This is a genomic window from Sphingomonas sp. ACRSK, from assembly GCF_022346685.1.
GTDB lineage: Bacteria > Pseudomonadota > Alphaproteobacteria > Sphingomonadales > Sphingomonadaceae > Sphingomonas > Sphingomonas molluscorum.
In genome coordinates this window covers 88605-109717 of sequence record NZ_JAKRNR010000009.1, presented here as the reverse complement: position 1 = coordinate 109717, position 21113 = coordinate 88605, and the positions used below count along the sequence as shown (strand labels likewise).

The following is a 21113-nucleotide window of genomic DNA, read 5'->3' as shown; positions in this document are numbered from 1 at the left end:
GGCGCGATACTCCAACTCTGCGCCGAACGGAATTGCCTGCGCGACGGTCAGCGCGGCAAGAGTCGCGGAAGCTGGGGCAGCAGTTCGCGACCGAGGAAGCCGACCGGCCCGTTCGCCATCGCCAGGGCCGCCCCCGCCTCGCCATGCAGCCACACGCCCCAGCCCGCGGCGACCAGCGGATCGGCACCGCGCGCGATCAACCCCGCGATGGCGCCCGCGAGCACATCGCCCGAGCCGCCCGTGGCCAGCCCGACGCCGCCGCCCGCATAGCGCAACAGCGTCCGCCCATCGGGTGCCGCGACCAGCGTGCTGCTGTCCTTGAGCAGGACCACGGCCTGGAAGCGCTCTGCCGTCCGCAGGGTCACACCCTCGCGGTCCCTGGCGATCTCTTCGGGCTCGCAGTCGCACAGCGCCGCCATCTCGCCGAGGTGCGGCGTGAGAACCAGCCTGCCCCCGAAGGCGGAGGCCAGCCGCTCGGCGAGCGGCCCGGCACAGGCGACCGCGGCGGCGTCCAGCACCAGTGCGGCATCCTCCGGAGGATCGTCCGCGAGTTGTTCGACCAGCCGGATCGCCGCCGCGCGATCCGAAATGGCGGGCCCCACCACGATGGTGTCGCAGCGCCGCGACTCCTGCGCCAGCCCGCCCGCCTCGCCCGCGATCTCGCCGTCCGCGTCCTCCCGGAGCGCGGTCACTCCGGCTTCGGGCATGGCGACGCCGAGCAAGGGCGCTGCCGAAGCGATGGTCGCAAGCATCAGCTTGCCGGCGCCGACTCGGAGCGCCGCCTCGCCGGTCAGGAGCAGCCCGCCCGGCACGCGCCGCGAGCCGCCGACCGCCAGCACGCGTCCCCGGCTGTTCTTGTCGGTACCCTCGCCATGGACGGGCAGCGGATTCTTGGCGAGCCAGGCGCTGTCGATTGCCGTCGGTCCGCTCATCCGCGCACTCCGGCGCTGCGGTCCGGCTCGGCGGTGACCGCGACCGCGCTTTCCTCCACCGGAGCGGTTTCGTTGTAGCGCACGAGCGCCAGGCCGCCGTAGCGACCCTTGTCCGGATCATAGCGATATTCGGTGACGGAGCAGTTCGCCACGTCTCCCTCCCGGTCGATGCCCAGGATCTCCGCCTCGCTCATCCGCTCGATGACATAGCGCAGGCAGAGCACCACGACCTGGTGCGCGACGATCATCACCCGGCGGCCGCCATAGTGCAGCCCCACCGTGTCCATCAGCGAGCGCAGGCGGAAGATGACGTCGCACCAGCTCTCGCCACCCGGCGGCCGATGGTAGAATTTCCCGAGCAGCCGGCGGAACTCCGCCTGTTCGGGCTGGAGCGTGACGATGCCGCTGGTGGTCAGGCCGTCGAGGATGCCGAACTCCTTTTCGCGGAGTCGCTCGTCCGGGCAGATCGGCTCCTCGGGAATGGCGGTGCCGCCCTGCTCGCGGAACAGCCGCGCCGTCTCCATCGCCCGGGCATAGGGGGAGGCGAGCAGCACCTCCGGCCGGCCGTGCGCCTCGCCCCGCGCAAACCAGCGGCCGAGCGCGCGCGCCTGCTCCTCGCCACGGGGGGAGAGCGGCACGTCCACGTCGCGGGTACCCACGGCGATCCGCGGGGCGCCCGCCGCGTGGGCCGCGTCGCGCGCCACATTGCCCGCGCTTTCCCCGTGCCGCACGATCCAGAGGCGTTCGGGCCAGGCGGGGGAATGGGCGGTCGGCATGGACGGTGACTCCTGCGGCATCTTCGCAGGAAGGAAGCGGCGAACCCCGGAGGGAGTTCCAGAACTCCCTCTTTTTGCGACCCTTTCGCAGGTAAGAACCCGCACTTCCCACAGCCGCACCCCCTTGCTACAGCCCGCCCCGAATCTCGCATTCGCTTTTGATGGCGGCGCGCCCGAGCGGGACCCCCTCCCGCCCCTCCGTCCGCGCCGCGCAGACTGGAAGGACAAGTCCACCTATGACCGCCATCGGCCAGGACACGCTCGGCACCCGTGACACGCTCACGGTCGGCAGCAAGAGCTACAGCTACTATAGCCTCGCCAAGGCTTCGGCGAAGCTCGGCGACATCAGCCGCCTGCCCTTCTCGATGAAGGTGCTGCTGGAGAACATGCTCCGCTTCGAGGACGGCACCACCGTCACCCCGGCCGATGCCCAGGCGATCGTCGACTGGCAGAAGGATGCGCGCTCCGACCGCGAGATCCAGTACCGCCCGGCGCGCGTGCTGATGCAGGACTTCACCGGCGTGCCGTGCGTGGTCGACCTGGCCGCGATGCGCGACGCGATCACCAAGCTCGGCGGCGATCCGGCCAAGATCAACCCGCAGGTCCCCGTCCACCTCGTCATCGACCACTCGGTGATGGTCGACGAGTTCGGCACGCCCAAGGCGTTCGAGCAGAACGTCGAGCTCGAGTACCAGCGCAACATGGAGCGCTATGAGTTCCTCAAGTGGGGCTCCAAGGCGCTCAACAACTTCCAGGTCGTGCCGCCGGGCACCGGCATCTGTCACCAGGTGAACCTGGAATATATCGCGCAGTCGGTGTGGTCGTCGCAGGCGACCGATGGCAGCGCCATCGCCTATCCCGACACGCTGGTCGGCACCGACAGCCACACCACCATGGTGAACGGCCTGGGCGTGCTCGGCTGGGGCGTGGGCGGCATCGAGGCGGAAGCCGCCATGCTCGGCCAGCCGGTGTCGATGCTGATCCCGGAAGTCGTCGGCTTCAAGCTGACCGGCGCGCTCAAGGAAGGCATCACCGCGACCGATCTGGTGCTGACCGTCACCCAGATGCTGCGCGCCAAGGGCGTCGTCGGCCGCTTCGTCGAGTTCTACGGCCCGGGCCTGTCGTCGATGACGCTCGCTGACCGTGCGACCATCGCCAACATGGCGCCGGAATATGGCGCGACCTGCGGCTTCTTCCCGATCGACGAGAAGACGATCGACTATATGCGCCTGACCGCGCGTCCGGAGGAAGTGATCGCGCTGACCGAGGCCTATGCCAAGGCCAACGGCTTCTGGCACGAAGCGGGCCGCGAGGATCCGATCTTCACCGACACGCTCGAGCTCGACATGGGCAGCGTCGTCCCCAGCCTCGCCGGCCCGAAGCGCCCGCAGGACCGCGTCAGCCTGAACAAGGTGGACGAGGTGTTCAACGGCGACCTCACCAAGCTCTACAAGAAGGAGCAGCCGGAGCGCGTTGCGGTCGAGGGCAAGGACCACGACATCGGCGACGGTGACGTCGTGATCGCGGCGATCACCAGCTGCACCAACACCTCCAACCCGTCGGTGCTGGTCGCCGCCGGCCTGGTCGCCCGCAAGGCGCGTGCGCTGGGCCTGAAGCCGAAGCCTTGGGTCAAGACCTCGCTCGCGCCGGGTTCGCAGGTGGTCACCGACTACCTCAACAAGGCCGGCCTGACCGAGGACCTGGACGCGATCGGCTTCAACCTCGTCGGCTATGGCTGCACGACCTGCATCGGCAACTCGGGTCCGCTCGCGGCACCGATCAGCCAGGCGATCAACGGCAACGACATCGTCGCCGCCTCGGTCCTGTCGGGCAACCGCAACTTCGAAGGCCGCGTGTCGGCCGACGTACGTGCCAACTTCCTCGCCTCGCCGCCGCTGGTGGTCGCCTATGCGCTGAAGGGCACCGTCACCCAGGATCTGATCGAGACCCCGATCGGCCAGGGCTCGGACGGTCAGGACGTGTTCCTCAAGGACATCTGGCCGACCAACCAGGAAGTCGCCGACCTGATGGCGGCCAACATCGACGACGAGATGTTCCGCTCGCGCTACGGCAACGTCTATGCCGGTGACGAGCATTGGAGCGCGATCTCGGTTGAGGGTTCGGACACCTACAGCTGGCCGACAAGCTCGACCTACATCCACAACCCGCCCTATTTCGAAGGCATGTCGATGACGCCGGCGCCGGTCGCCGACATCATCGAGGCGAAGCCGCTGGCGATCCTGGGCGACTCGATCACGACCGACCACATCTCGCCGGCCGGCTCGATCAAGGCCGACAGCCCGGCGGGCAGCTTCCTCCAGGAGCACCAGGTCGCGCGCAAGGACTTCAACAGCTACGGCGCCCGCCGCGGCAACGACGAAGTCATGGTCCGTGGCACCTTTGCCAACATCCGCATCAAGAACGAGATGGTGCCCGGCGTCGAAGGCGGCATGACCCAGTATGAGGGCGAGGTGATGCCGATCTACGACGCAGCCATGCGTCACAAGGCGGACGGCACCCCGCTGGTGGTCGTGGCCGGCAAGGAATATGGCACCGGCTCGTCGCGCGACTGGGCGGCCAAGGGCACCAACCTGCTCGGCGTGCGCGCGGTGATCGCCGAGAGCTTCGAGCGCATCCACCGTTCGAACCTGGTCGGCATGGGCGTGCTGCCGCTGCAGTTCGCCGAAGGCGTCAGCCGCCAGTCGCTGGGGCTGAAGGGCGACGAGACCTTCACCATCCAGAACGTCGCCGGCCTGCGCCCGCGCCAAGACGTGGAGGTCACGCTGGTCCGTGCCGACGGCACCACCGAGACGTTCCAGGCCCGCTGCCGGATCGATACCGTCAACGAGCTGGAGTATTTCCTGAACGGCGGCATCCTGCACTACGTGCTGCGCAAGCTCGCCGCCTAAGCAGCAGCCGAACGAGCAAGAGGGGCGTGGGAAGGAAGCTTCCCGCGCCCCTTCTTTTTGCCCTTTGCCCGCGGAATGAGCAGCTTGCAGGGCGGCTGCCTAATTCCCCTGCAGAGGTGCGGAATTTACGCGCACGCCGATGTTGCAAGAACTGCAACTGCACCAATAAACCTTCGCAATTGCGTAAAGCCGTGCTGCGGCGCACAAAGCACGTGCCTTTCAGGCATCCTCTCCTAAACCTTTCAAGGCCGGCCCTCGGGTCGGCCCTTTTTTTTGTCCGCCGTTCTGCTATGCGCATGGCACTGCAGCCGCCGAACGATAATAATCACTGGGAGCGGAGCCGCCGGTAAACCGGCATGACGGCGGGTGCAGCGTGGGGGGTCGAGCTGCCACCAGCGCCTGCTCTCCCCCACGAGCATCCTCTTTTTTGGTTCGGCGGCCGGCCGGACCGCCTGCCGCCAAGACGGGACACTGCTGCCCGGACGCGCTACAAGCGCACCATGACGTTCCGCCTTCACATCCCCGAACAGCCCAGCCCCGAAGATCGCGAGGCGGTGCTTGCGCCGCTGCGCGCCTACAACGAGCAGATGGCAGGGCCGGCGAAGGCCGAACCCGTGGCGATCCTGTTGCACGATGAAGACGGCAAGAGCGTGGGCGGCCTGTGGGGCCGCAGCGGCTATGACTGGCTGTTTGTCGAGTATCTGGCGATCCCGGAGGCGTTGCGCGGCCAAGGGACCGGGAGCGCACTGATCGCCGAAGCGGAACGGATCGCCCGGGCGCGCGGCTGTTGCGGCCTCTGGCTGGACACCTTCGCCTTCCAGGCCCGCGGCTTCTACGAGAAGCTGGGGTTCCGCGTGTTCGGGACGCTGGAAGACCACCCGCGCGGCAGCCGGCGGTTCTTTCTCAGCAAGCGGCTGGACGGTTAGGCTTCTACGGCAGAAAGTCCTCGTACCCCGGCGAAGGCCGGAGTCCAGTTGCGATGCTTCGGGCGTTTGCGCGCCCCTCTGGCACCTTCCCAACTGGGCCCCGGCCTTCGCCGGGGTACGTAGCATTACGTGCGGCGCAGCGCCCTGCCTGCCACCGCGTCCAGCCGCGCCACCAGCGTAGGATCCCGCATCGATGGCGCGGTCATCAGGGCCGAGTCGAGGCAGGTATCGATCGGAGACGCCGGTCGCTCCTCCGGCAGGCCCGCGACCAGATGCTGGACGAGCGCCCGCGCCTTCCGTGCATTGGCGTCGAGCTGCGCGAGGATTTGGGCAGTGTCCACCGCCTCCCCTTCGCGCCAGCAGTCATAGTCCGTGACCATGCCGACCAGCGCGTAGGGCAGTTCCGCCTCGCGCGCGAGCTTGGCCTCGGGCATCGCCGTCATGCCAATCACCTCGCAACCCCAGCTGCGGTAGAGCCGGCTCTCGGCACGGGTCGAGAACTGCGGGCCTTCCATCGCCAGGTAGGTGCCGGCCCGCGACACGGCGGCACCGGCCGCACGGGCGGCGTCGGCGGCGAGCGCCGACAGGCGCGGGCACACCGGGTCTGCCATCGACACATGCGCCACCAGCCCCGGCCCGAAGAAACTCGACGGCCGCCCACGGGTGCGGTCGATGAACTGGTCGACCACGGTGAAGCTGCCGGGCGGCCGATCCTCCACGAGCGATCCCACCGAGGAGATCGCCAGCACGTCCGTCACGCCCAGGCGCTTGAGCACATCGATGTTGGCGCGGGCGTTGAGGTCGGAGGGTGGGATGCGGTGCCCGCGGCCGTGACGCGGCAGGAACACCACGCGGACATGCCCCATCCGCCCGACGTAGCACGCGTCGGACGGCGAGCCCCACGGCGTTTCCACCGTCTCCCACCGTCCGTCCTCGACCCCGGCGACCCCGTAAAGACCGGAGCCACCGATGATGCCGAGCGTCCAGCCGCTCACGCCGCCAAGCCCGTCGTCAGGCGGGGTTGAACACGCCGCAGGCGATCCGGCCGCCGCTGTTGCCCGAAGGATCGGTCATCAGGTCGTCCGCGCTCGCATGCACCATGAACGCCGAGCCATCGGCATCGAGCAGGCCGTCGAAGGTGCCGCCCGGCAGCGTGAATTCGATCGAGCCGGTGCCGTCGGTGCCCACCAGCAGGTTGGGCATGTCGCCCGCGTGCGGCCCGGCTGGGTTCTTCGTGCCGTGCTGCCGGGCGTTCGGGTTCCAGTGGCCGCCCGCCGTCGTGAAGTCCGGCGCATCGCAACGGCCGGTGGTATGCACATGGGCGCCGTGCGGCCCCTGGGGAAGCCCAGTGACGCTGAGGGCAATGCGGACGCCGCCGGGGACTTCCGTCGCGGTGGCGGTACCCGCCGGCGCATTGGCGGCCGTGCGCAGCATCGCGGTCGCGACGCGCGGGGCGGCGGGCGCTGCGCTGCTGTCGACGGGAGCGGTCTGCGTGCAGGCAGCCATCAGGCCGGTCGCGGCGAGCAGGGCCAGGTGCGTCTTCATCGTCGTTCCCCTTGTTTGTTGCCAGTTCAATCGCCGATCCCGGTGGCAGTTCCGCGTCAGCCGGGCATCGGCCCCGCAATCAGCATCGGGTCGAGCCGACGCCCCTTCCAGACCATGCCCCAGTGGAGATGCGGGCCGGTCGCGCGGCCCGTGCTGCCGACCGCGCCGATCACCTCCCCCTGGCGGACGCGCTGCCCGGGCCGGACGTCGATCCGCGAGAGGTGAAGAAATGCGCTGCTGAGCCCCATGCCATGGTCGAGCATCAGCAGATTGCCCTCCAGGGTAAAGGGCGAATCGGCCGCCAGGATCACCACGCCGTCTGCCGGCGCCGTCACGGGGGCGCCGGTGGGCTTGGCCACGTCGACCCCCGAATGATAGCTGCCGGGCTCGCCCGCATAGATGCGCTGCGACCCGAACCGGCCAGAGATGCGCCCGGTCGTCGGCCATTGGAAGCGTTGCGACCAGCCCTGCGCCCCAGTCTCCTGCTTGCGGGCGGCGGCGATCTGGGCGAGTTCGGGCGGGCGGCGGCGCTGGAACTCGGCGCTCGGCTGGCTGACCTTGGGAAGCGTTGGCAGCCGCTCGATCTGCCAGGCGCGCGGGGCGACGCTGAGCGTCTCGACCTGTTCGCGACCGTCCGCAAAGCGCGCGACCAGCCGGGCGGTGGGACCCGCGTCGCGATCGAAGGCGATCAGGAAGCGGCGGTCCGGTGCGAGTGCGATCGGCTCGCCCTCGAACGTGAGCGACGTCACCCCTGCCGGCGCGGTGCCGACCAGCATGCCGCCCTGAATGCGCTGACCTTCGTAGCGGAACGGACCAGGGGCCACCGGGCGCGGCGCGGGCGCAGGCGCTGCTGCAACGGCCGCCGGCGGCGCCTGTACCGGCTGGGCTCGGCCGGCGCTTTCCGGCACCACGGCGCAGCCGGGCAGCGCCGCCATCAGCCCCGCTGCGAGTGTCGCGCCTGCGCGCAGCCTCACGCCGGACGCATCGCCGCGGTCGCGGCCTCCGCAGTGGCATAGGCTTCCTGCCGCTCTGCGCTCCAGTAATGAAGCTCTTCGAGCGGGATCTTCTCACCGGTGCGGGCGCAGACGACGTGGTCGCCCGGCGACAGGACGCGGAACCCGCCCGAAAGATAGTGGAGGCGCGCCTGGCGCGAGCTGTTCGACATCAACATCCGGTAATCCATAGAGGCATCAGAGCAAGCTTGGCTGCTCGGGCTTGTCCGAAGGATAGGGCTTGCCCCCGGCGCGCTCAACCCGTGCGTCCACCACGCCATCGCGGAAGTGGAGCTTCAGGCCGCCCGCAGCCCGGGCGGCGGCGGCGGAGTCGATCGTCTTGCCGGTGCCGCGCGCCTCGACGCGGACATAGCCACGCTTGAGGAGGTTGTCGGGGTTCACGCTTTCCAGCAGCCGGCCGACCGAGGCGAGATGCTGGCGGCTGCGATCGAGCTGGCGGTCCAGCATCGCGGGCCGCAGCACCGCCGACTGGCGATCGAGCGTCCGCCGCGCCTGCCCCAGCCGCCGCTCCAGCCCCAGACCCAGCCGCTGGGCGAGGTCGTCCACCCGCTGGCGCTGCGGCCCCAGCAGCGCGTCGCGCCGCGGCAGCACGCGGACGAGTGCTGCCAGCCGCTCCTCCCCGCGCTGGTGATAGCGGCGGACGCAACGCTCGGTGCGCATCGCATGGCTCTGGACGGTGTGGCGCAGGTCGGCGAGCACCGGCACCGCAAGCTCGGCCGCCGCGGTCGGGGTCGGCGCGCGCAGGTCGGCGGCGTGGTCGCAGAGACTCGTGTCGGTCTCATGCCCCACCGCCGAGATCACCGGGATCGAGCAGTCGGCGACGGCGCGGACCACGGCTTCCTCGTTGAACGCCCACAAATCCTCGATCGAGCCGCCGCCGCGCGCGACGATCAGCAGGTCGGGACGCGGCACCGGCCCGCCGGGCTCGATCGCATCGAAGCCGCGCACGGCCGCTGCGACCTGCTGGGCTGCGCCCTCCCCCTGCACCTGCACGGGCCAGACGATGACATGGCTCGGGCAACGATCCTCCAGCCGGTGAAGGATGTCGCGGATCACGGCACCCGTAGGCGAGGTGACGACGCCGATCACGCGCGGCAGGAAGGGCAGCGGCTTCTTGCGGCCGGCATCGAACAACCCCTCGGCGCCGAGCTTCGCCTTGAGCTTTTCGAGCAGCGCCATCAGCGCGCCCTCGCCCGCCAGCTCCATGCGATCGATTACGATCTGATACTTGGACCGGCCCGGATAGGTGGTGAGCTTGCCGGTCGCGACGACCTCGATGCCGTCCTGCGCCTGGAACGGCAGCGCAGCGGCCGCACCGCGCCAGATGACGCCGTCGATGACCGCACTCTCGTCCTTCAGGCACAGATAGACGTGGCCGGAGGCGGCGCGCTTGTACCCCGAAATCTCGCCGCGCAGGCGAACATGGCCGAACTCGCCCTCCACCATGCGCTTCAGGCGGCCGGCAAGTTCGCTGACGCTGACGGGTGCGGCGTTGTCGCCGGGGATGGGCTCGGCTACGAGCCGCCCCGATGAAAAGCCGGAAAAAGGATCGGGCATGAACGTCCTGCTGGTGGGCTCGGGGGGGCGCGAACATGCGCTCGCATGGCGGCTCGCACAATCTCCGCTCCTCGATAGGCTCTATGCCGGGCCAGGCAACCCCGGCATTGCCGAGCATGCCGAATGCGTCGCGATCGCCGCGACCGACCAGGCGGCGCTGCTCGCCTTCTGCCGCGAGCACGACATACGCTTCGTGGTGGTCGGCCCCGAGCAGCCGCTGGTCGAAGGCCTTTCGGACCGGCTGCGCGAGGCCGGCATCGCCGTGTTCGGGCCATCTGCGGCGGCGGCGCAGCTGGAAGGCTCCAAGGGCTTCACCAAGGACCTGTGCCAGCGCGCCAACATCCCGACCGCGGGCTATGTCCGGGTGACTTCGCTCGAAGCCGCTCGCAACGCGCTCGGCACCTTCGGGCTGCCGGTCGTCATCAAGGCGGATGGCCTGGCTGCCGGCAAGGGCGTGACCATCGCCAGCTCTCCGCAAGAAGCGGACGCCGCACTGGTCGCGCTGTTCGACGGCCCGGGTGCCGAGGCCGTGATCGAGGAGTTCCTGACCGGCGAGGAAGCCAGCCTGTTCGTGCTGACCGACGGCACCAGCTACCTGCCCTTCGGATCGGCGCAGGACCACAAGCGCGTCGGCGACGGGGACGTGGGGCCGAACACCGGCGGCATGGGCGCCTATAGCCCGGCACGGGTGCTGACGCCGGAGCTGGAGCAGCTGGCGATCGACACGATCGTACGCCCCACCATCGAGAAGCTGGCCGAGGAAGGCTTGCCCTACAGCGGCGTCCTCTATGCCGGGCTGATGCTGACGCCGCTGGGCCCCAAGCTGATCGAATACAACGCCCGCTTCGGCGATCCCGAGTGCCAGGTGCTGATGATGCGGCTGGAAAGCGACCTGCTGGAGATCATGCTGGCGACGGCCGAGGGGCGGCTGGCAGGGCACAAGGTGCGCTTCTCCGACGATCCGGCACTCACCGTCGTCGTGGCGGCACGCGGCTATCCGGGCACGCCGGCGGCCGGCGGCACCATCACCGGCATCGACACCGCCGAGGCGCATGGCGCCCGCGTGTTCCAGGCCGGCACCCGCCGCGAGGGCGAGGCGCTGGTCGCCTCGGGCGGCCGCGTGCTGACGGTCACCGCCACCGGCCCCAGCGTCCGCGAGGCACAGGCCGCCGCCTATCGCGCCGTCGACCGCATCGCCTTTGCCGACGGCTTCTGGCGGCGCGACATCGGCTGGCGCGAAATCGCGCGCGAAGAAGGCTAGGCGCCTCAACGCCTTGAGGATGGCGGCTGCGCCGCTATGTTCTGCCTCCGGCCGCGGTTTGGCCGGCCGGAGGCGTACGCATGGAAGAAGCCGAACAATCCCGCCAGACCGTCGTAGGGGCGGCGGACCAGATGATGCCCATCACCGTCACCCATCTGGTGGTGATCGCGGTCTTTGCGGCGATCATCATCATCGCGATCCTGTGGGGAATGCGGCTTCGCGCCAAGCGCCGCGCCGCCGAGCGCGAGCTGGATGCGATCGGCCAAAGCCGGCGTGAGGCGCCGGGCGCGGCGGTCGCCGATCCGGACGCACCGGGCGCAGCCATCGCAGCCGAGCGGCGCGCGCCGGTGGAGCCGACCGACCTCCCCGCCCCCGCGCCGCAGCCGGTGCAGGAACCGCAGCACGCCGCGCCAGCCGCTCCCGCGACCCCGCCGGCACCCGCCGAGCCGATCGCGTCCGCGGCACCGCCGGCACCTGCCGAGCCGCCGGCCGCAGCTGCACCGAGCGCGCCGCTTGCCAGCCCCGCCCCGGCACCCGCGCCCGCCCCTGCTAACGCAGCAAGCGACCTCACCACGCTGAAGGGCCTGGGCCCCAAGGTCGCCGCGCAGCTCGCCGAGATGGGGATCACGAGCATCGCCGACCTGGCTGCGCTCAGCCCGGCCGAGGCCGACCGGATCGATGCGTCGCTCGGCACCTTCCAGGGCCGGATGGCGCGGGACCGCTGGGTCGAGCAGGCGCACCTGCTCGCGGCGGGCGACCGTGCCGGCTATGAAGCGAAGTTCGGGAAGCTCGGCTGAACTCTTGAAGCCGCCGCGGGTCAGGCCGCGGCGGACACCAGCAGCTTGTCGATCTTGCGCCCGTCCATATCGACGATCTCGAAGCGCCAGCCCTGTTCCAGGAAGTGCTCGCCCTCCTCGGGCAGGTGCTTGAGGATCGCAAGGGCAAGACCCGCGACCGTCGCATAGTCGCGATCCTCGGGCAGCTCAATCCCCAGCCGCTCGGCCAGCGCGTCGGCCGAGAGCTGGCCGGAAACCAGCAGGGTGCCGTCCTCCCGCGCGATGACGTTGGGCGTATCACCCGGCTCGGCGTCGGACGCGAACTCGCCGGCGATCGCCTTGAGCAGGTCGGCAGGCGTCACCAGCCCTTCGAAATGGCCGTATTCGTCGTGGACCAGGCCCATCGGCACATCGGCACCGCGCAGCGCCGTGAGCGCGTCCATCGCATCGACCTGGTCGGGCAGCACCGGCGCGACATGCATCAGGCGGCGCAGGTCCAGCGCCTCGCCGCGCATGGTCGCCGCAACGATGTCGCGCGCCTGCACCACGCCCACGACCTTGTCGATCGATCCTTCGGCGACGGGCAAGCGGGTGTGCGGCGTCTCCGCCAGCGCCGCGCGCAGCTTCTCCGGCTCCAGGTCCAGGTCGAGCCAATCGACGTCGGTTCGCGGCGTCATGATCTCGCGCACCGGCCGGTCTGCCAGCCGCACCACGCCGGAGATGATCGAGCGCTCATGCTCCTCGATCACGCCGGACTTGGTCGCCTCCGCCACCAGTAGTTGCAGTTCCTCGGCGGTGACGCGGTTCTCCGTCTCTCGATCGAGGCGCAGCAGCCGGAAGACGAGGCCGGTCGTGGTGTCGAGCAGCCAGACCAGCGGGGCGGTCAGCTTCGACAGCCAGTGCATCGGCAATGCGACGATGGCGGCGATCGGCTCGGGCGAGCGAAGCGCGAACTGCTTGGGCACCAGTTCGCCGATCACCAGCGAGGCATAGGTGGTGAGCCCGATCACGATCGCGAAGCCGGCCGTCTCGCCGGTCTGCGGCGCGAGGCCGAGCCAGGCGCTCAGCCGCTCGCCGACGGGACCACCCAGGCTCGCGCCCGAATAGGCACCCGCGACGATGCCGATCAGGGTGATGCCGATCTGGACGGTGGACAGGAACTTGCCCGGATCGCCGGCCAGCCGCATCGCGGTGGCCGCTCCCCTGCCGCCGGCGCGTGCCAACGCCTCCAGCCGGGCCGGCCGTGCGGACACGATCGCGAGTTCGGACATGGCGAAGACGCCGTTCAGGAGGACCAGCGCGAGAATGATCGCGACGTCGATCCACGGAAATGGGGTGAACTGGGTCATTGTTCTGCCCAACGCTTAGCCGCAATGGTGCGGCCCCGACAACCGCATCCTCAGGCTTTCGGTCAGCCAGCGTTCAAATCGCGTGCGGAACAATCCTGTCCGGGTCGGTGTTCACCGAAACAAGATCACATCAAGAAATTGCAGACGGAGGAGCATGATGCGGAGTGTGTCGAAGCTGATGTTGGCAGGCGCGCTGGGCACGATGACGCTGACCAGCGCGTGCGTGACGGATCCGGAAACCGGCCAGCGCACGATTTCGAAGGCGGCGATCGGCGGCGTCGGCGGTGTGCTCGGCGGCTATCTGCTGGGCGACCTGGTCGGCGGACACAACGACCGCACCGAAAAGATCGTCGGCGCGGGCCTGGGCGGCATCGCAGGGGCTGCGATCGGCAACTACATGGACCGGCAGGAGCGCGAACTGCGCCAGCGCACCGCCGGCACCGACGTGCAGGTGGTCCGTCAGGGCGACGACCTGCTGCTGAACATGCCGTCCGGCATCACCTTCGCCTATGACAGCGCCACCGTGCAGCCGCAGTTCCAGCCGACGCTGGACCAGGTCGCCGACGTGCTGGCGCAATATAACCAGACCTACATCGACGTGTACGGCCACACCGATTCGAACGGGTCGGACGCGTACAACCAGACGCTGTCGGAGCGCCGCGCCTCGGCCGTCGCCGGCTATCTGACGACCCACGGCGTGCAGAGCGCGCGAATCGGCACCCGCGGCTTTGGCGAGACCCAGCCGATCGCCAGCAACGACACCGACGCCGGCCGCGCCGCGAATCGGCGCGTCGAGATCAAGATCGTGCCGATCAACCAGGACGAGGTTCGCTAAAGACGACCGGGTTCTGTCCCAAGCCAGTGCTCCTGCGGAGGCAGGAGCCCAGGGCCATACAGGACAGCGCCCGGAACCCTGGGCTCCTGCTTTCGCAGGAGCACGGTAATTGCGAAGCGCCCGCCCTGTTTGGGCGGGCGTTTTGCTGTGCCGCTTCTCTCGACGTTACGATGGGGTGCGAGAGGATCCCGGCCTGCCCCGCCCCTGCTACCGCCGGTCCGCAAAAAAGTCGCGCAGCAGCGCCGCGCCTTCGCGCTCGCCGATGCCCGGGTAGATTTCCGGCCGGTGGTGGCAGGTCGGTTGCGCGAAGAAGCGCGGACCGTGCTCCACGGCGCCGCCCTTCGGATCGGACGCCGCGTAATAGACCCGCGCGACCCGGGCGTGGGCAATCGCGCCCGCGCACATCGCGCAGGGCTCCAGCGTCACCCACAGGTCGCAATCCTCCAGCCGCTCGCGCCCGAGCGCGGCGGCGGCGGCGCGAATCACCCGCATCTCCGCGTGCGCGGTCGGGTCGCAGAGCGTGCGGGGCGCGTTGCCGGCGACCGCCAGCACGCGCCCGTTCTGGAGCAGCGCGGCGCCCACCGGCACCTCGCCTGCGTCCGCAGCAGCGCGCGCCGCGTCGAGCGCCAGGCGCATGGGTTCGGGAAGCGGAAAGGCCATGGCCGCGTCATGGCCCGCCCAGGCGCCTTACGCCAGCGGCCAGGCTACAAGGCCCCGGCTGCTGCGCGGAACAGGCTCGACGGTTACTGCGGCGCCTGGGTGTTGTCGGCGCGCTGGATGTCGAGGGTCGGCACCTGCACGGTGCGGTTCTCGGTCCCGACGTCGACGCGGCCCACGTCCGCTTCGAACTTGGGCGCCTGGACGGCGGCGGGACGGACCATGTCGATGCTGACCAGGCCAAGCATCATCGCGCCGATCAGCAGCAGGACGACGAGGCCGAGGATGAAGAGGATCGCGCGCATGAAAGGATTCCCCGGTTGCCAAAAGGATTCGCTGCCGGAATAACGCGCGCAGGCGGCGGGCGGTTGCACGCTGCGCAACGTCAGTCCGCGGTGGCGCGGTTGACGCGGCGCGCCTCTGCCGTTACTAGCGCCGACTTTCCCGGGGCAGTTGCCCCGACCATTGCCGTAACCAGGAACCAACGCATGTCGCGCATTTGCGAGCTGACCGGCAAGGGCCGGCAGGTGGGTAACAACGTTTCCCACGCCAACAACAAGACCAAGCGTACCTTTCTGCCGAACCTGCAGAACGTGACGCTTCTTTCGGACGCGCTGGAGCGCGGCGTGAAGCTGCGCGTGTCGACGCACGGCCTGCGCTCGGTCGAGCATGTCGGCGGCCTGGACAACTGGCTGCTCAAGACCCGCGACACCGACCTGTCGCTGCGCGTTCGTCGCCTGAAGCGCGAGATCGCCAAGAAGATCGCCACCACCACCGAGGCGGCGGCCTGATTTAGCTGCCTGTCCCCTTCGGGCGGACGGGCGGCCTGATCCTGCTACCTTCCGCCTGCGGGCGGAAGGTCCAGCCGGAACTTCAAGAGCAGCGACTGCTCGATCCACATCTGGTTGTCGTCGGACGCGAGCCACAGGATGGTCGCGTCTTTTTCATGCGCGACGGCCAGCGCCTCGTAATTGTCGTGGATCACGTCGTCCGCCAGCCGGGCGATCTCCCGCCCCTGCACCACTGCCCCCGGCCGAATCGTCTCCGGTTCGATGACGGAGAGGATGGCGGTGAATCCCTTTCGCAGCGATGCCGCACGATGCAGCATGAGCAGCCGTCCGTCGGCGAGTTCCACCACGTCCGTGGGCGCATAGTCCTTGGGCGGCAGGTAGCGGAAGTGGAAGCCGCGGTCCGGGTGTACCGTCGGGTCGCCTGCGAATCGGATCGCGTCAAATCCGATCTCCCGCCGCTTCCGGTTGCGCGCACCTTCGCTGAACACCAGAAACGCGCCGGATCGCAGGCGCACCATCGCTTCCGGTCCGCTGGCGTTGGGCCACTTGGCCATCGCCCTTGGGCGGACGTATCGCTCCGCGGCGCGGAAATCGGCCGAGTAGCGCCAGATCGCGTTCGCGCGCTCGAAGCCTACCCACAGGCGTCCCGTCGCCGGATCCACCGCAAGCGATTCGCTGTCGCGGTCGCGCTTTTCCCAGCCGGTGCCGGGGCCGCCGGGGAGCGACAGGAACTCCGGCTCCGTGACCTGCCAGTCGGCGCCCATGCGGAAGCGAACGACCGACCCGAAATCGCTGAGGAGCGTGAACCGATCTCCCTCGACGCGCAGCGCGGAGAAGCCGCCGAAGGCGCGGTCGCGGCTGGTGAGTTGGACGCCGCCCAGATAGGTAAGCGCCCCCACCCGCCGATCCTGCGGGTCGCCCGCCCGCAGCGGCACTTGCCGCGCGGTCACGTTCGGGTGCTTGCCCAGGATCTGGCGGGGAATGGTGCCCGTCCAACTCGGCACCAACGCCAGCGTCAGGAGCACCACGGAAGCGATACGCATGCGTCGGCCTTAAGCGGCGATTCGGCATCGCGACAGCCGTTTCGCGCATGAACCTCCGATAACGAGCGCATTCAGGCTTCGCTCAAGGCGACTCGGCCAAAAGGGCTTCATCGACGACGGGCAATCCCGCCGCTGACGAAAAAGTTCGAGTTGGGAGACGACCGATGTTCAAGAAGCTTTCTCTCGCAGGCGCCGCCCTCGCCATGGGCTTCACCGCGCTGGTTCCCACCGCTCCGGCGGTCGCGCAGAGCCGCCACTATTACGGTGATCGCCACTATGATCGCGGGTATGACCGTGGCTACGACCGCCGCTATGACCGCGGGTACGATCGCCGCAGCTATCGCGGCAATGACCGCCGCTACTACAACAACCGCAACTATCGTCGCTGCGACAATGGTGATGGCGGCACGGTGATCGGCGCGGTCGCAGGCGGCCTGCTCGGCAACCAGGTTGCGGGTCGCGGAGACCGCCTGCTCGGCACGGTGCTGGGTGGTGCAGTCGGCGCGGTCGCCGGTCGTGCGATCGACCGTTCGGACAGCCCGCGTCGCTGCCGCTAACGGATTTCGCTCCCCTGTAGCGTATCGGGAGCCGGGGCCGGTCCAGCGATGGACCGGCCCTTTTTCGTTTTGGCCGTAAGGGCGGGAGGAAGCCCGCCCCCGGATCAGTACATGTGCTGGCCGCCGTTGATCGACAGGGTCGAGCCGGTGATGAAGCCGCCGTCCTCCGCGCAGAGGAAGGCGACCGCGCGCGCGATCTCATGCGCCTGGCCAAGGCGTCCGACCGGGATCTTGGCGACGATCTTTTCCAGCACGTCCGCCGGAACCGCCGCCACCATCTCGGTATCGATATAGCCGGGTGCGATCGCGTTCACGGTCACGCCGAAGCGCGCGCCTTCCTGCGCCAGCGCCTTGGTGAAGCCGTGGATGCCCGACTTCGCCGCCGCATAGTTGACCTGGCCGTACTGGCCGGCCTGGCCGTTGATCGAGCCGATGTTGACGATGCGGCCCCATTTGCGCTCGCGCATGCCGGGGAACACCGCCTTCGCCATGTTGAAGCAGCCGCCCAAATTGGTGCGGATCACCTCGTCCCACATCTGGGCCGTCATCTTCAGGATGGTGCCGTCGCGGGTGATGCCGGCGTTGTTGATGACGACGTCGACCGGCCCCAGCGCCGCCTCGACCTCGGCGACGCCATGCTGGCAGGCATCATAGTCGCTCACGTCCCAGCGGAATGCGGCGATGCCGGTACGCTCGGTGAACGCCTTCGCCTTTTCCTCATTGCCGGCATAGTTGGCGGCGACGGTCATGCCCGCTTCCTTGAGCGCCAGGCTGATCGCCTCGCCGATGCCGCGCGTGCCACCGGTTACAATCGCTACCCGTGCCATGACCTTGCTCTCCATCCGAGTTGCGGGCGCCAAAAAGAGGCCGCCCGCTTCCCCGTCAGGCTAGGCGGCAGGCAGCCAGCCTGCAAGCTCCGCTGCAAGGATGCTGCGCAGCATCTGCAAGCCCGCGGGCTCGGCGTTGAGGCACGGGAGATAGGCGAAATCCGTGCCGCCCGCCTCTTCGAACGTCTCGCGTCCGCGGATCGCCAGTTCCTCCAGCGTCTCCACGCAATCGGCCGAGAAGCCGGGAGCGACGATCGCCACCCGCCGCTTGCCGGCCCGGGCGAGCGCCGCCAGCGTGTCGTCGGTCGCCGGCCCCAGCCACTTGGCCCGGCCGAACCGCGACTGGAACGCGACCACCAGTTCGGTCCCCAGCGCTTCCGAGAGGAGCCGGCCGGTCTTCTGGCAGTGGCAGTGATAGGGATCGCCCAGTTCCAGCGTCCGTTGCGGCATGCCGTGGAAGCTGGCGACGATCGCGTCGGGGGTGAAGGAAAGCTTCGCCAGATCCTCCCGCACCGTCCGTGCGAGCGCGTCGATATAGGCGGGATGATCGTGATAGGGCGGCAGCGTCCGGATCGCCGGCTGCCAGCGCATCCCTGCGAGCGCGGCGAACGCCTTGTCGTTCGCCGTCGCGGTCGTTGCTGCGCAATATTGCGGGTAGAGCGGCGCGAGCAGGATGCGTTCGCATCCCGCGGCCTTCATCGCGCGCAGCCGTTCGCCGATCGCCGGATTGCCGTAGCGCATGCCCCAGTCGACCAGCACTTCGGGGCCGAAGGCGCCCTTCAGCCCCTCCGCCTGCGCGCGGGTGACGGCGGCGAGCGGCGAACCTTGCTCCGTCCACACTTGGCTATAGGCGTGGGCGGACTTCTTCGGCCGGGTGTTCAGGATGATGCCGCGCAGGATCGGCTGCCACGCGATCGCCGGCAGTTCCACCACCCGCCGGTCCGACAGAAACTCACCCAGGTAGCGCTTGACCGCTCGCGGCTCGGGCGCGTCGGGGGTGCCGAGATTGATCAGCAGGACGCCGATCCGGGGCTGGGGAATGGCGGGATGATCGGCGGGCGGCGTCATTCTTCCTCCGGTAGCAGCGGAAGGCGGCGGAGGCGAACGCCGGTTGCGGCCATCACCGCATTGGCGATGGCGGGTGCGACCGGGGGAACCGCAAGCTCGCTCACCCCGCCCGGATCCGCATCGCTGCGGATCAGTTCCACCGACACCTCGGGCGTGTCGGCGAGCCGCGGCAGGTTCATCGCCCCGAAACCGCGCACATCGGCGAGGTTGTCGGTGAAGCCGGTGGTGGCGCCGAGCGCCGCGGCCATTCCGAACATCAGCCCGCCCTCGATCTGCTGGAGCACGAGGTCCGGGTTGATCTGCCGCCCGCAATCCACCGCCGCGACCAGCCGGTCGACCTTCACCCGCTGGTCTGCGCCCATCCGCGCCTCCGCCATCACCGCGATGAAGGAGCCGCGCATCTGGTGGCAGGCGAGCCCCTGGCCGCTGCCGGGGATCCCGCCCTGCCATCCGCCGAGCGTCGCGACGGTGGAGAGGCACCGCGCCAGTCGCGGGTTGCCGCCGAGCATCGCGATGCGGAAGGAATGCGCCTCGATGCCTGCCACATGGGCGAGCTCGTCGATGAAGCATTCGTTGAAGAAGGCGGTGTAGCTGTGGGCGCCCGAGCGCCAGTAGCCGACCGGCACGCCGATCTCGGCGGGGTGGTGGTCAACGGCGAGCGCAGGGATCGCATAGGTGGGCACCGCCCCCTCCACCGCCAGCGTGTCGCCGCCCTGCGGCAGCAGCATGGCCGCGCGGGCGGTGGTGTCGTCGGCGAGCAGGCGCTCCGAAAGCTCGTGGCCGACGGAAGGCGCGGCGATCTTGCACAGCCAGCCGGCCACCCCGCCACCCTTTGCCAGCCGCGCCGTCATGCGGGCGGCGGCCGGCGGGCGGTAGCGATCATGCAGGCAGGTTTCGCTGCGCGACCAGGTCAGCTGCACGGGCTTTTCCAGGCGCCGGGCCAAAAGCGCTGCCTGCTCGGCGACCTGATGCTCCAGGTTCGCGCCGAAGCTGCCGCCGGCGATCGTCGGGTGCAGCACGACGCGCTCCTCGCCGATGCCGAGCGTCCGCGCCGCCGCGGCGCGTGCGAGCGCCGGCGCCTGGGTGGGCATCCACAGCGTCAGCCGCCCATCCCGCCAGGCGGCGGTGGCGGTGGTTGGCTCGATCGCGGCATGCAAGGCCGCCCCCACGCGATAGTCGGCGGTGACGACCTGTGCATCCTTGAAGGTCGCGGCGAGATCGCCGACGCGCGCCATGCGGGCACCCTCGCCATCGAGCGCGGCGTCGAGTGCGGCGTCGATCGACTCGCTGTCCACCAGCGGGCTGCGCGTCTCGAACCGGGGGGCGAGCCCATCGAGCGCAGCATTAGCGGCCCACCAGGTCTCTCCTACGGCGGCGACCCAGTTCGGGTTCTCCACCACTGCGGAGACGCCGCGCACGCGATCGGCGGCCGCACGGTCCACGCGTACCAGCCGGCTGTCGCCGATCGGCCCTTGACGGATGGCCGCGAACACCATGCCGGGCAGGCGAATGTCGCCCGCGAAACTGGCGCTGCCGTCGACCTTGGCGGGCGCGTCGAGGCGGGGCAGCGACTCCCCGGTCAGCCGCTTCTCCTCGCCGGTGCGCAACGGCAGGTCGCCGCTCGGCAGCCGCTCGTCGGCCGCATCCGCCGCAAGCGCGCCGAACCGCTCACGCTGCCCGCCCGCGATCACGAAGCCGTCGAGGGTGGCGCAGCTGTGCCAGTCCACGTCCCAGCGGCGCGCCGCCGCCTTGCACAGCAGGATGCGGGCCGCAGTCCCGGCCTTGCGCAATTCGCCCTCGAACGCGCGGACGGAGGTGGAGGCGGCCGTTAGCATCAGCGTCTGCGCCTCCGCGTGGCGGCTGCGCACCCGTTCGGGCAGGTCGCCCAGCGCATCCTCGAACAGCACCGATGCTGCGAGCCGATTGGCATAGAGCGGGTTGATCGGTGCCGGCTCGACCGCGACGGTGCGCCAGTCCGCGCCCAGTTCGTCGGCGACGATCTGCGGCAGGGCGGTGAACACGCCTTGTCCCAGCTCCGCCTGCGGCACCGCGACGGTCACCTGCCCGTCTGCGCCGATCTTGATCCAGGGGCCGAAGATCGTCTCCCCCTCGGCCGCCGTCAGGTTGACGGCGTGGTCGCGTGGCCAAAGCGCCCAGCCGACCACCAGCCCCACCCCCGCCGCGCCGCCGACCAGCAGCCTGCGCCGGGTCAATCCCGTTGCCGAAGGGGCCGCGCGCGACACTGCATCCAAAGCCATGGCCGCCGCTCTATCGCCCGGCGAAAGCCGGCG

21 protein-coding genes are annotated in these 21113 nt (G+C 69.6%); 7 read left to right on the top strand and 14 right to left on the bottom strand.

Annotated elements, in window-relative coordinates:
• Positions 1 to 47: 47 nt before the first annotated feature.
• Together MHZ35_RS07090 and MHZ35_RS07085 are read right to left on the bottom strand one after the other, a co-directional pair.
• Complete coding sequence (locus MHZ35_RS07090; RefSeq protein ID WP_239434971.1) at positions 48 to 932, bottom strand: NAD(P)H-hydrate dehydratase; 885 nt, start codon at positions 930 to 932, stop codon at positions 48 to 50.
• On the bottom strand, positions 929 to 1708 hold the full coding sequence (locus tag MHZ35_RS07085) for a histidine phosphatase family protein (RefSeq protein ID WP_239434970.1): 780 nt from the start codon (positions 1706 to 1708) through the stop codon (positions 929 to 931). Before MHZ35_RS07085 ends, MHZ35_RS07090 begins: the two co-directional genes overlap by 4 nt.
• Positions 1709 to 1944: 236 nt before the next feature.
• On the opposite strand from MHZ35_RS07085, the gene acnA reads away from it, so the two are divergent.
• Both acnA and MHZ35_RS07075 read left to right on the top strand, forming a co-directional pair.
• Entirely contained in the window at positions 1945 to 4617 is a 2673-nt protein-coding gene (gene acnA, locus MHZ35_RS07080; protein ID WP_125962007.1) for an aconitate hydratase AcnA, read from the top strand.
• Positions 4618 to 5117: 500 nt separating this feature from the next.
• The gene (locus MHZ35_RS07075) at positions 5118 to 5543 is read left to right on the top strand and encodes a GNAT family N-acetyltransferase (RefSeq protein WP_239434969.1); all 426 of its coding nucleotides are present in this window, start codon (positions 5118 to 5120) and stop codon (positions 5541 to 5543) included.
• Positions 5544 to 5668: 125 nt separating this feature from the next.
• Here the strand turns inward: MHZ35_RS07075 and mtnP are convergent, their stop codons facing one another.
• The 5 genes from mtnP to xseA are packed head-to-tail and all read right to left on the bottom strand — an operon-like array spanning position 5669 to position 9658.
• The gene (gene mtnP / locus MHZ35_RS07070; protein WP_239434968.1) at positions 5669 to 6538 is read right to left on the bottom strand and encodes an S-methyl-5'-thioadenosine phosphorylase; all 870 of its coding nucleotides are present in this window, start codon (positions 6536 to 6538) and stop codon (positions 5669 to 5671) included.
• Positions 6539 to 6554: 16 nt separating this feature from the next.
• A complete protein-coding gene (locus tag MHZ35_RS07065) occupies positions 6555 to 7088 on the bottom strand; it encodes a superoxide dismutase family protein (protein ID WP_239434967.1) in 534 nt (177 codons plus the stop codon).
• Positions 7089 to 7144: 56 nt separating this feature from the next.
• Entirely contained in the window at positions 7145 to 8023 is an 879-nt protein-coding gene (locus tag MHZ35_RS07060; RefSeq protein ID WP_446741022.1) for a M23 family metallopeptidase, read from the bottom strand.
• Positions 8024 to 8058: 35 nt separating this feature from the next.
• Positions 8059 to 8259, bottom strand: a complete 201-nt coding sequence (locus tag MHZ35_RS07055) for a DUF2093 domain-containing protein (protein ID WP_125962004.1) — start codon at positions 8257 to 8259, stop codon at positions 8059 to 8061.
• A 19-nt stretch (positions 8260 to 8278) separates the two neighbouring features.
• Positions 8279 to 9658 (bottom strand): exodeoxyribonuclease VII large subunit, encoded by a 1380-nt coding sequence (xseA, locus tag MHZ35_RS07050; protein ID WP_239434965.1) that lies wholly within the window; start codon positions 9656 to 9658, stop codon positions 8279 to 8281.
• Here xseA and purD point away from each other — a divergent pair.
• Together purD and MHZ35_RS07040 are read left to right on the top strand one after the other, a co-directional pair.
• Positions 9657 to 10919, top strand: coding sequence for a phosphoribosylamine--glycine ligase (gene purD, locus MHZ35_RS07045; protein ID WP_239434964.1), 1263 nt, complete (start codon positions 9657 to 9659; stop codon positions 10917 to 10919). The genes xseA and purD overlap by 2 nt on opposite strands.
• An 80-nt stretch (positions 10920 to 10999) precedes the next feature.
• Positions 11000 to 11716 (top strand): helix-hairpin-helix domain-containing protein, encoded by a 717-nt coding sequence (locus MHZ35_RS07040; protein ID WP_239434963.1) that lies wholly within the window; start codon positions 11000 to 11002, stop codon positions 11714 to 11716.
• A 20-nt stretch (positions 11717 to 11736) separates the two neighbouring features.
• Here the strand turns inward: MHZ35_RS07040 and MHZ35_RS07035 are convergent, their stop codons facing one another.
• Positions 11737 to 13044, bottom strand: coding sequence for a hemolysin family protein (locus MHZ35_RS07035; RefSeq protein WP_239434962.1), 1308 nt, complete (start codon positions 13042 to 13044; stop codon positions 11737 to 11739).
• 157 nt (positions 13045 to 13201) lie between these two features.
• On the opposite strand from MHZ35_RS07035, the gene MHZ35_RS07030 reads away from it, so the two are divergent.
• The gene (locus MHZ35_RS07030; RefSeq protein ID WP_239434988.1) at positions 13202 to 13879 is read left to right on the top strand and encodes an OmpA family protein; all 678 of its coding nucleotides are present in this window, start codon (positions 13202 to 13204) and stop codon (positions 13877 to 13879) included.
• Between the two features lie 207 nt (positions 13880 to 14086).
• Here MHZ35_RS07030 and MHZ35_RS07025 read toward each other — a convergent pair whose 3' ends face one another.
• The gene (locus MHZ35_RS07025; RefSeq protein ID WP_239434987.1) at positions 14087 to 14515 is read right to left on the bottom strand and encodes a nucleoside deaminase; all 429 of its coding nucleotides are present in this window, start codon (positions 14513 to 14515) and stop codon (positions 14087 to 14089) included.
• A 107-nt stretch (positions 14516 to 14622) separates the two neighbouring features.
• A complete protein-coding gene (locus MHZ35_RS07020; protein WP_239434961.1) occupies positions 14623 to 14841 on the bottom strand; it encodes a hypothetical protein in 219 nt (72 codons plus the stop codon).
• Positions 14842 to 15024: 183 nt separating this feature from the next.
• Here MHZ35_RS07020 and rpmB point away from each other — a divergent pair, with 183 nt between their 5' ends.
• On the top strand, positions 15025 to 15327 hold the full coding sequence (gene rpmB, locus MHZ35_RS07015; protein ID WP_125961999.1) for a 50S ribosomal protein L28: 303 nt from the start codon (positions 15025 to 15027) through the stop codon (positions 15325 to 15327).
• Positions 15328 to 15371: 44 nt separating this feature from the next.
• Here rpmB and MHZ35_RS07010 read toward each other — a convergent pair whose 3' ends face one another.
• Positions 15372 to 16370 (bottom strand): esterase-like activity of phytase family protein, encoded by a 999-nt coding sequence (locus tag MHZ35_RS07010; RefSeq protein ID WP_239434960.1) that lies wholly within the window; start codon positions 16368 to 16370, stop codon positions 15372 to 15374.
• A 164-nt stretch (positions 16371 to 16534) separates the two neighbouring features.
• Between MHZ35_RS07010 and MHZ35_RS07005 the strand changes: the two genes are divergently transcribed.
• Positions 16535 to 16927 carry a glycine zipper 2TM domain-containing protein gene (locus tag MHZ35_RS07005; RefSeq protein WP_125961997.1) on the top strand — a complete coding sequence of 131 codons (393 nt, stop codon included), beginning with the start codon at positions 16535 to 16537 and terminating at the stop codon, positions 16925 to 16927.
• 104 nt (positions 16928 to 17031) lie between these two features.
• On the opposite strand, the gene phbB is transcribed toward MHZ35_RS07005, so the two are convergent.
• The 3 genes from phbB to MHZ35_RS06990 are packed head-to-tail and all read right to left on the bottom strand — an operon-like array spanning position 17032 to position 21080.
• A complete protein-coding gene (gene phbB / locus MHZ35_RS07000; RefSeq protein ID WP_239434959.1) occupies positions 17032 to 17754 on the bottom strand; it encodes an acetoacetyl-CoA reductase in 723 nt (240 codons plus the stop codon).
• Positions 17755 to 17814: 60 nt separating this feature from the next.
• Positions 17815 to 18822, bottom strand: coding sequence for a ferrochelatase (hemH, locus tag MHZ35_RS06995; protein ID WP_239434958.1), 1008 nt, complete (start codon positions 18820 to 18822; stop codon positions 17815 to 17817).
• Positions 18819 to 21080: a xanthine dehydrogenase family protein molybdopterin-binding subunit gene (locus MHZ35_RS06990; protein WP_239434957.1), complete on the bottom strand. Its 2262-nt coding sequence runs from the start codon at positions 21078 to 21080 to the stop codon at positions 18819 to 18821. The genes hemH and MHZ35_RS06990 overlap by 4 nt, the downstream gene beginning before the upstream one ends.
• Between the last annotated feature and the right edge of the window lie 33 nt (positions 21081 to 21113).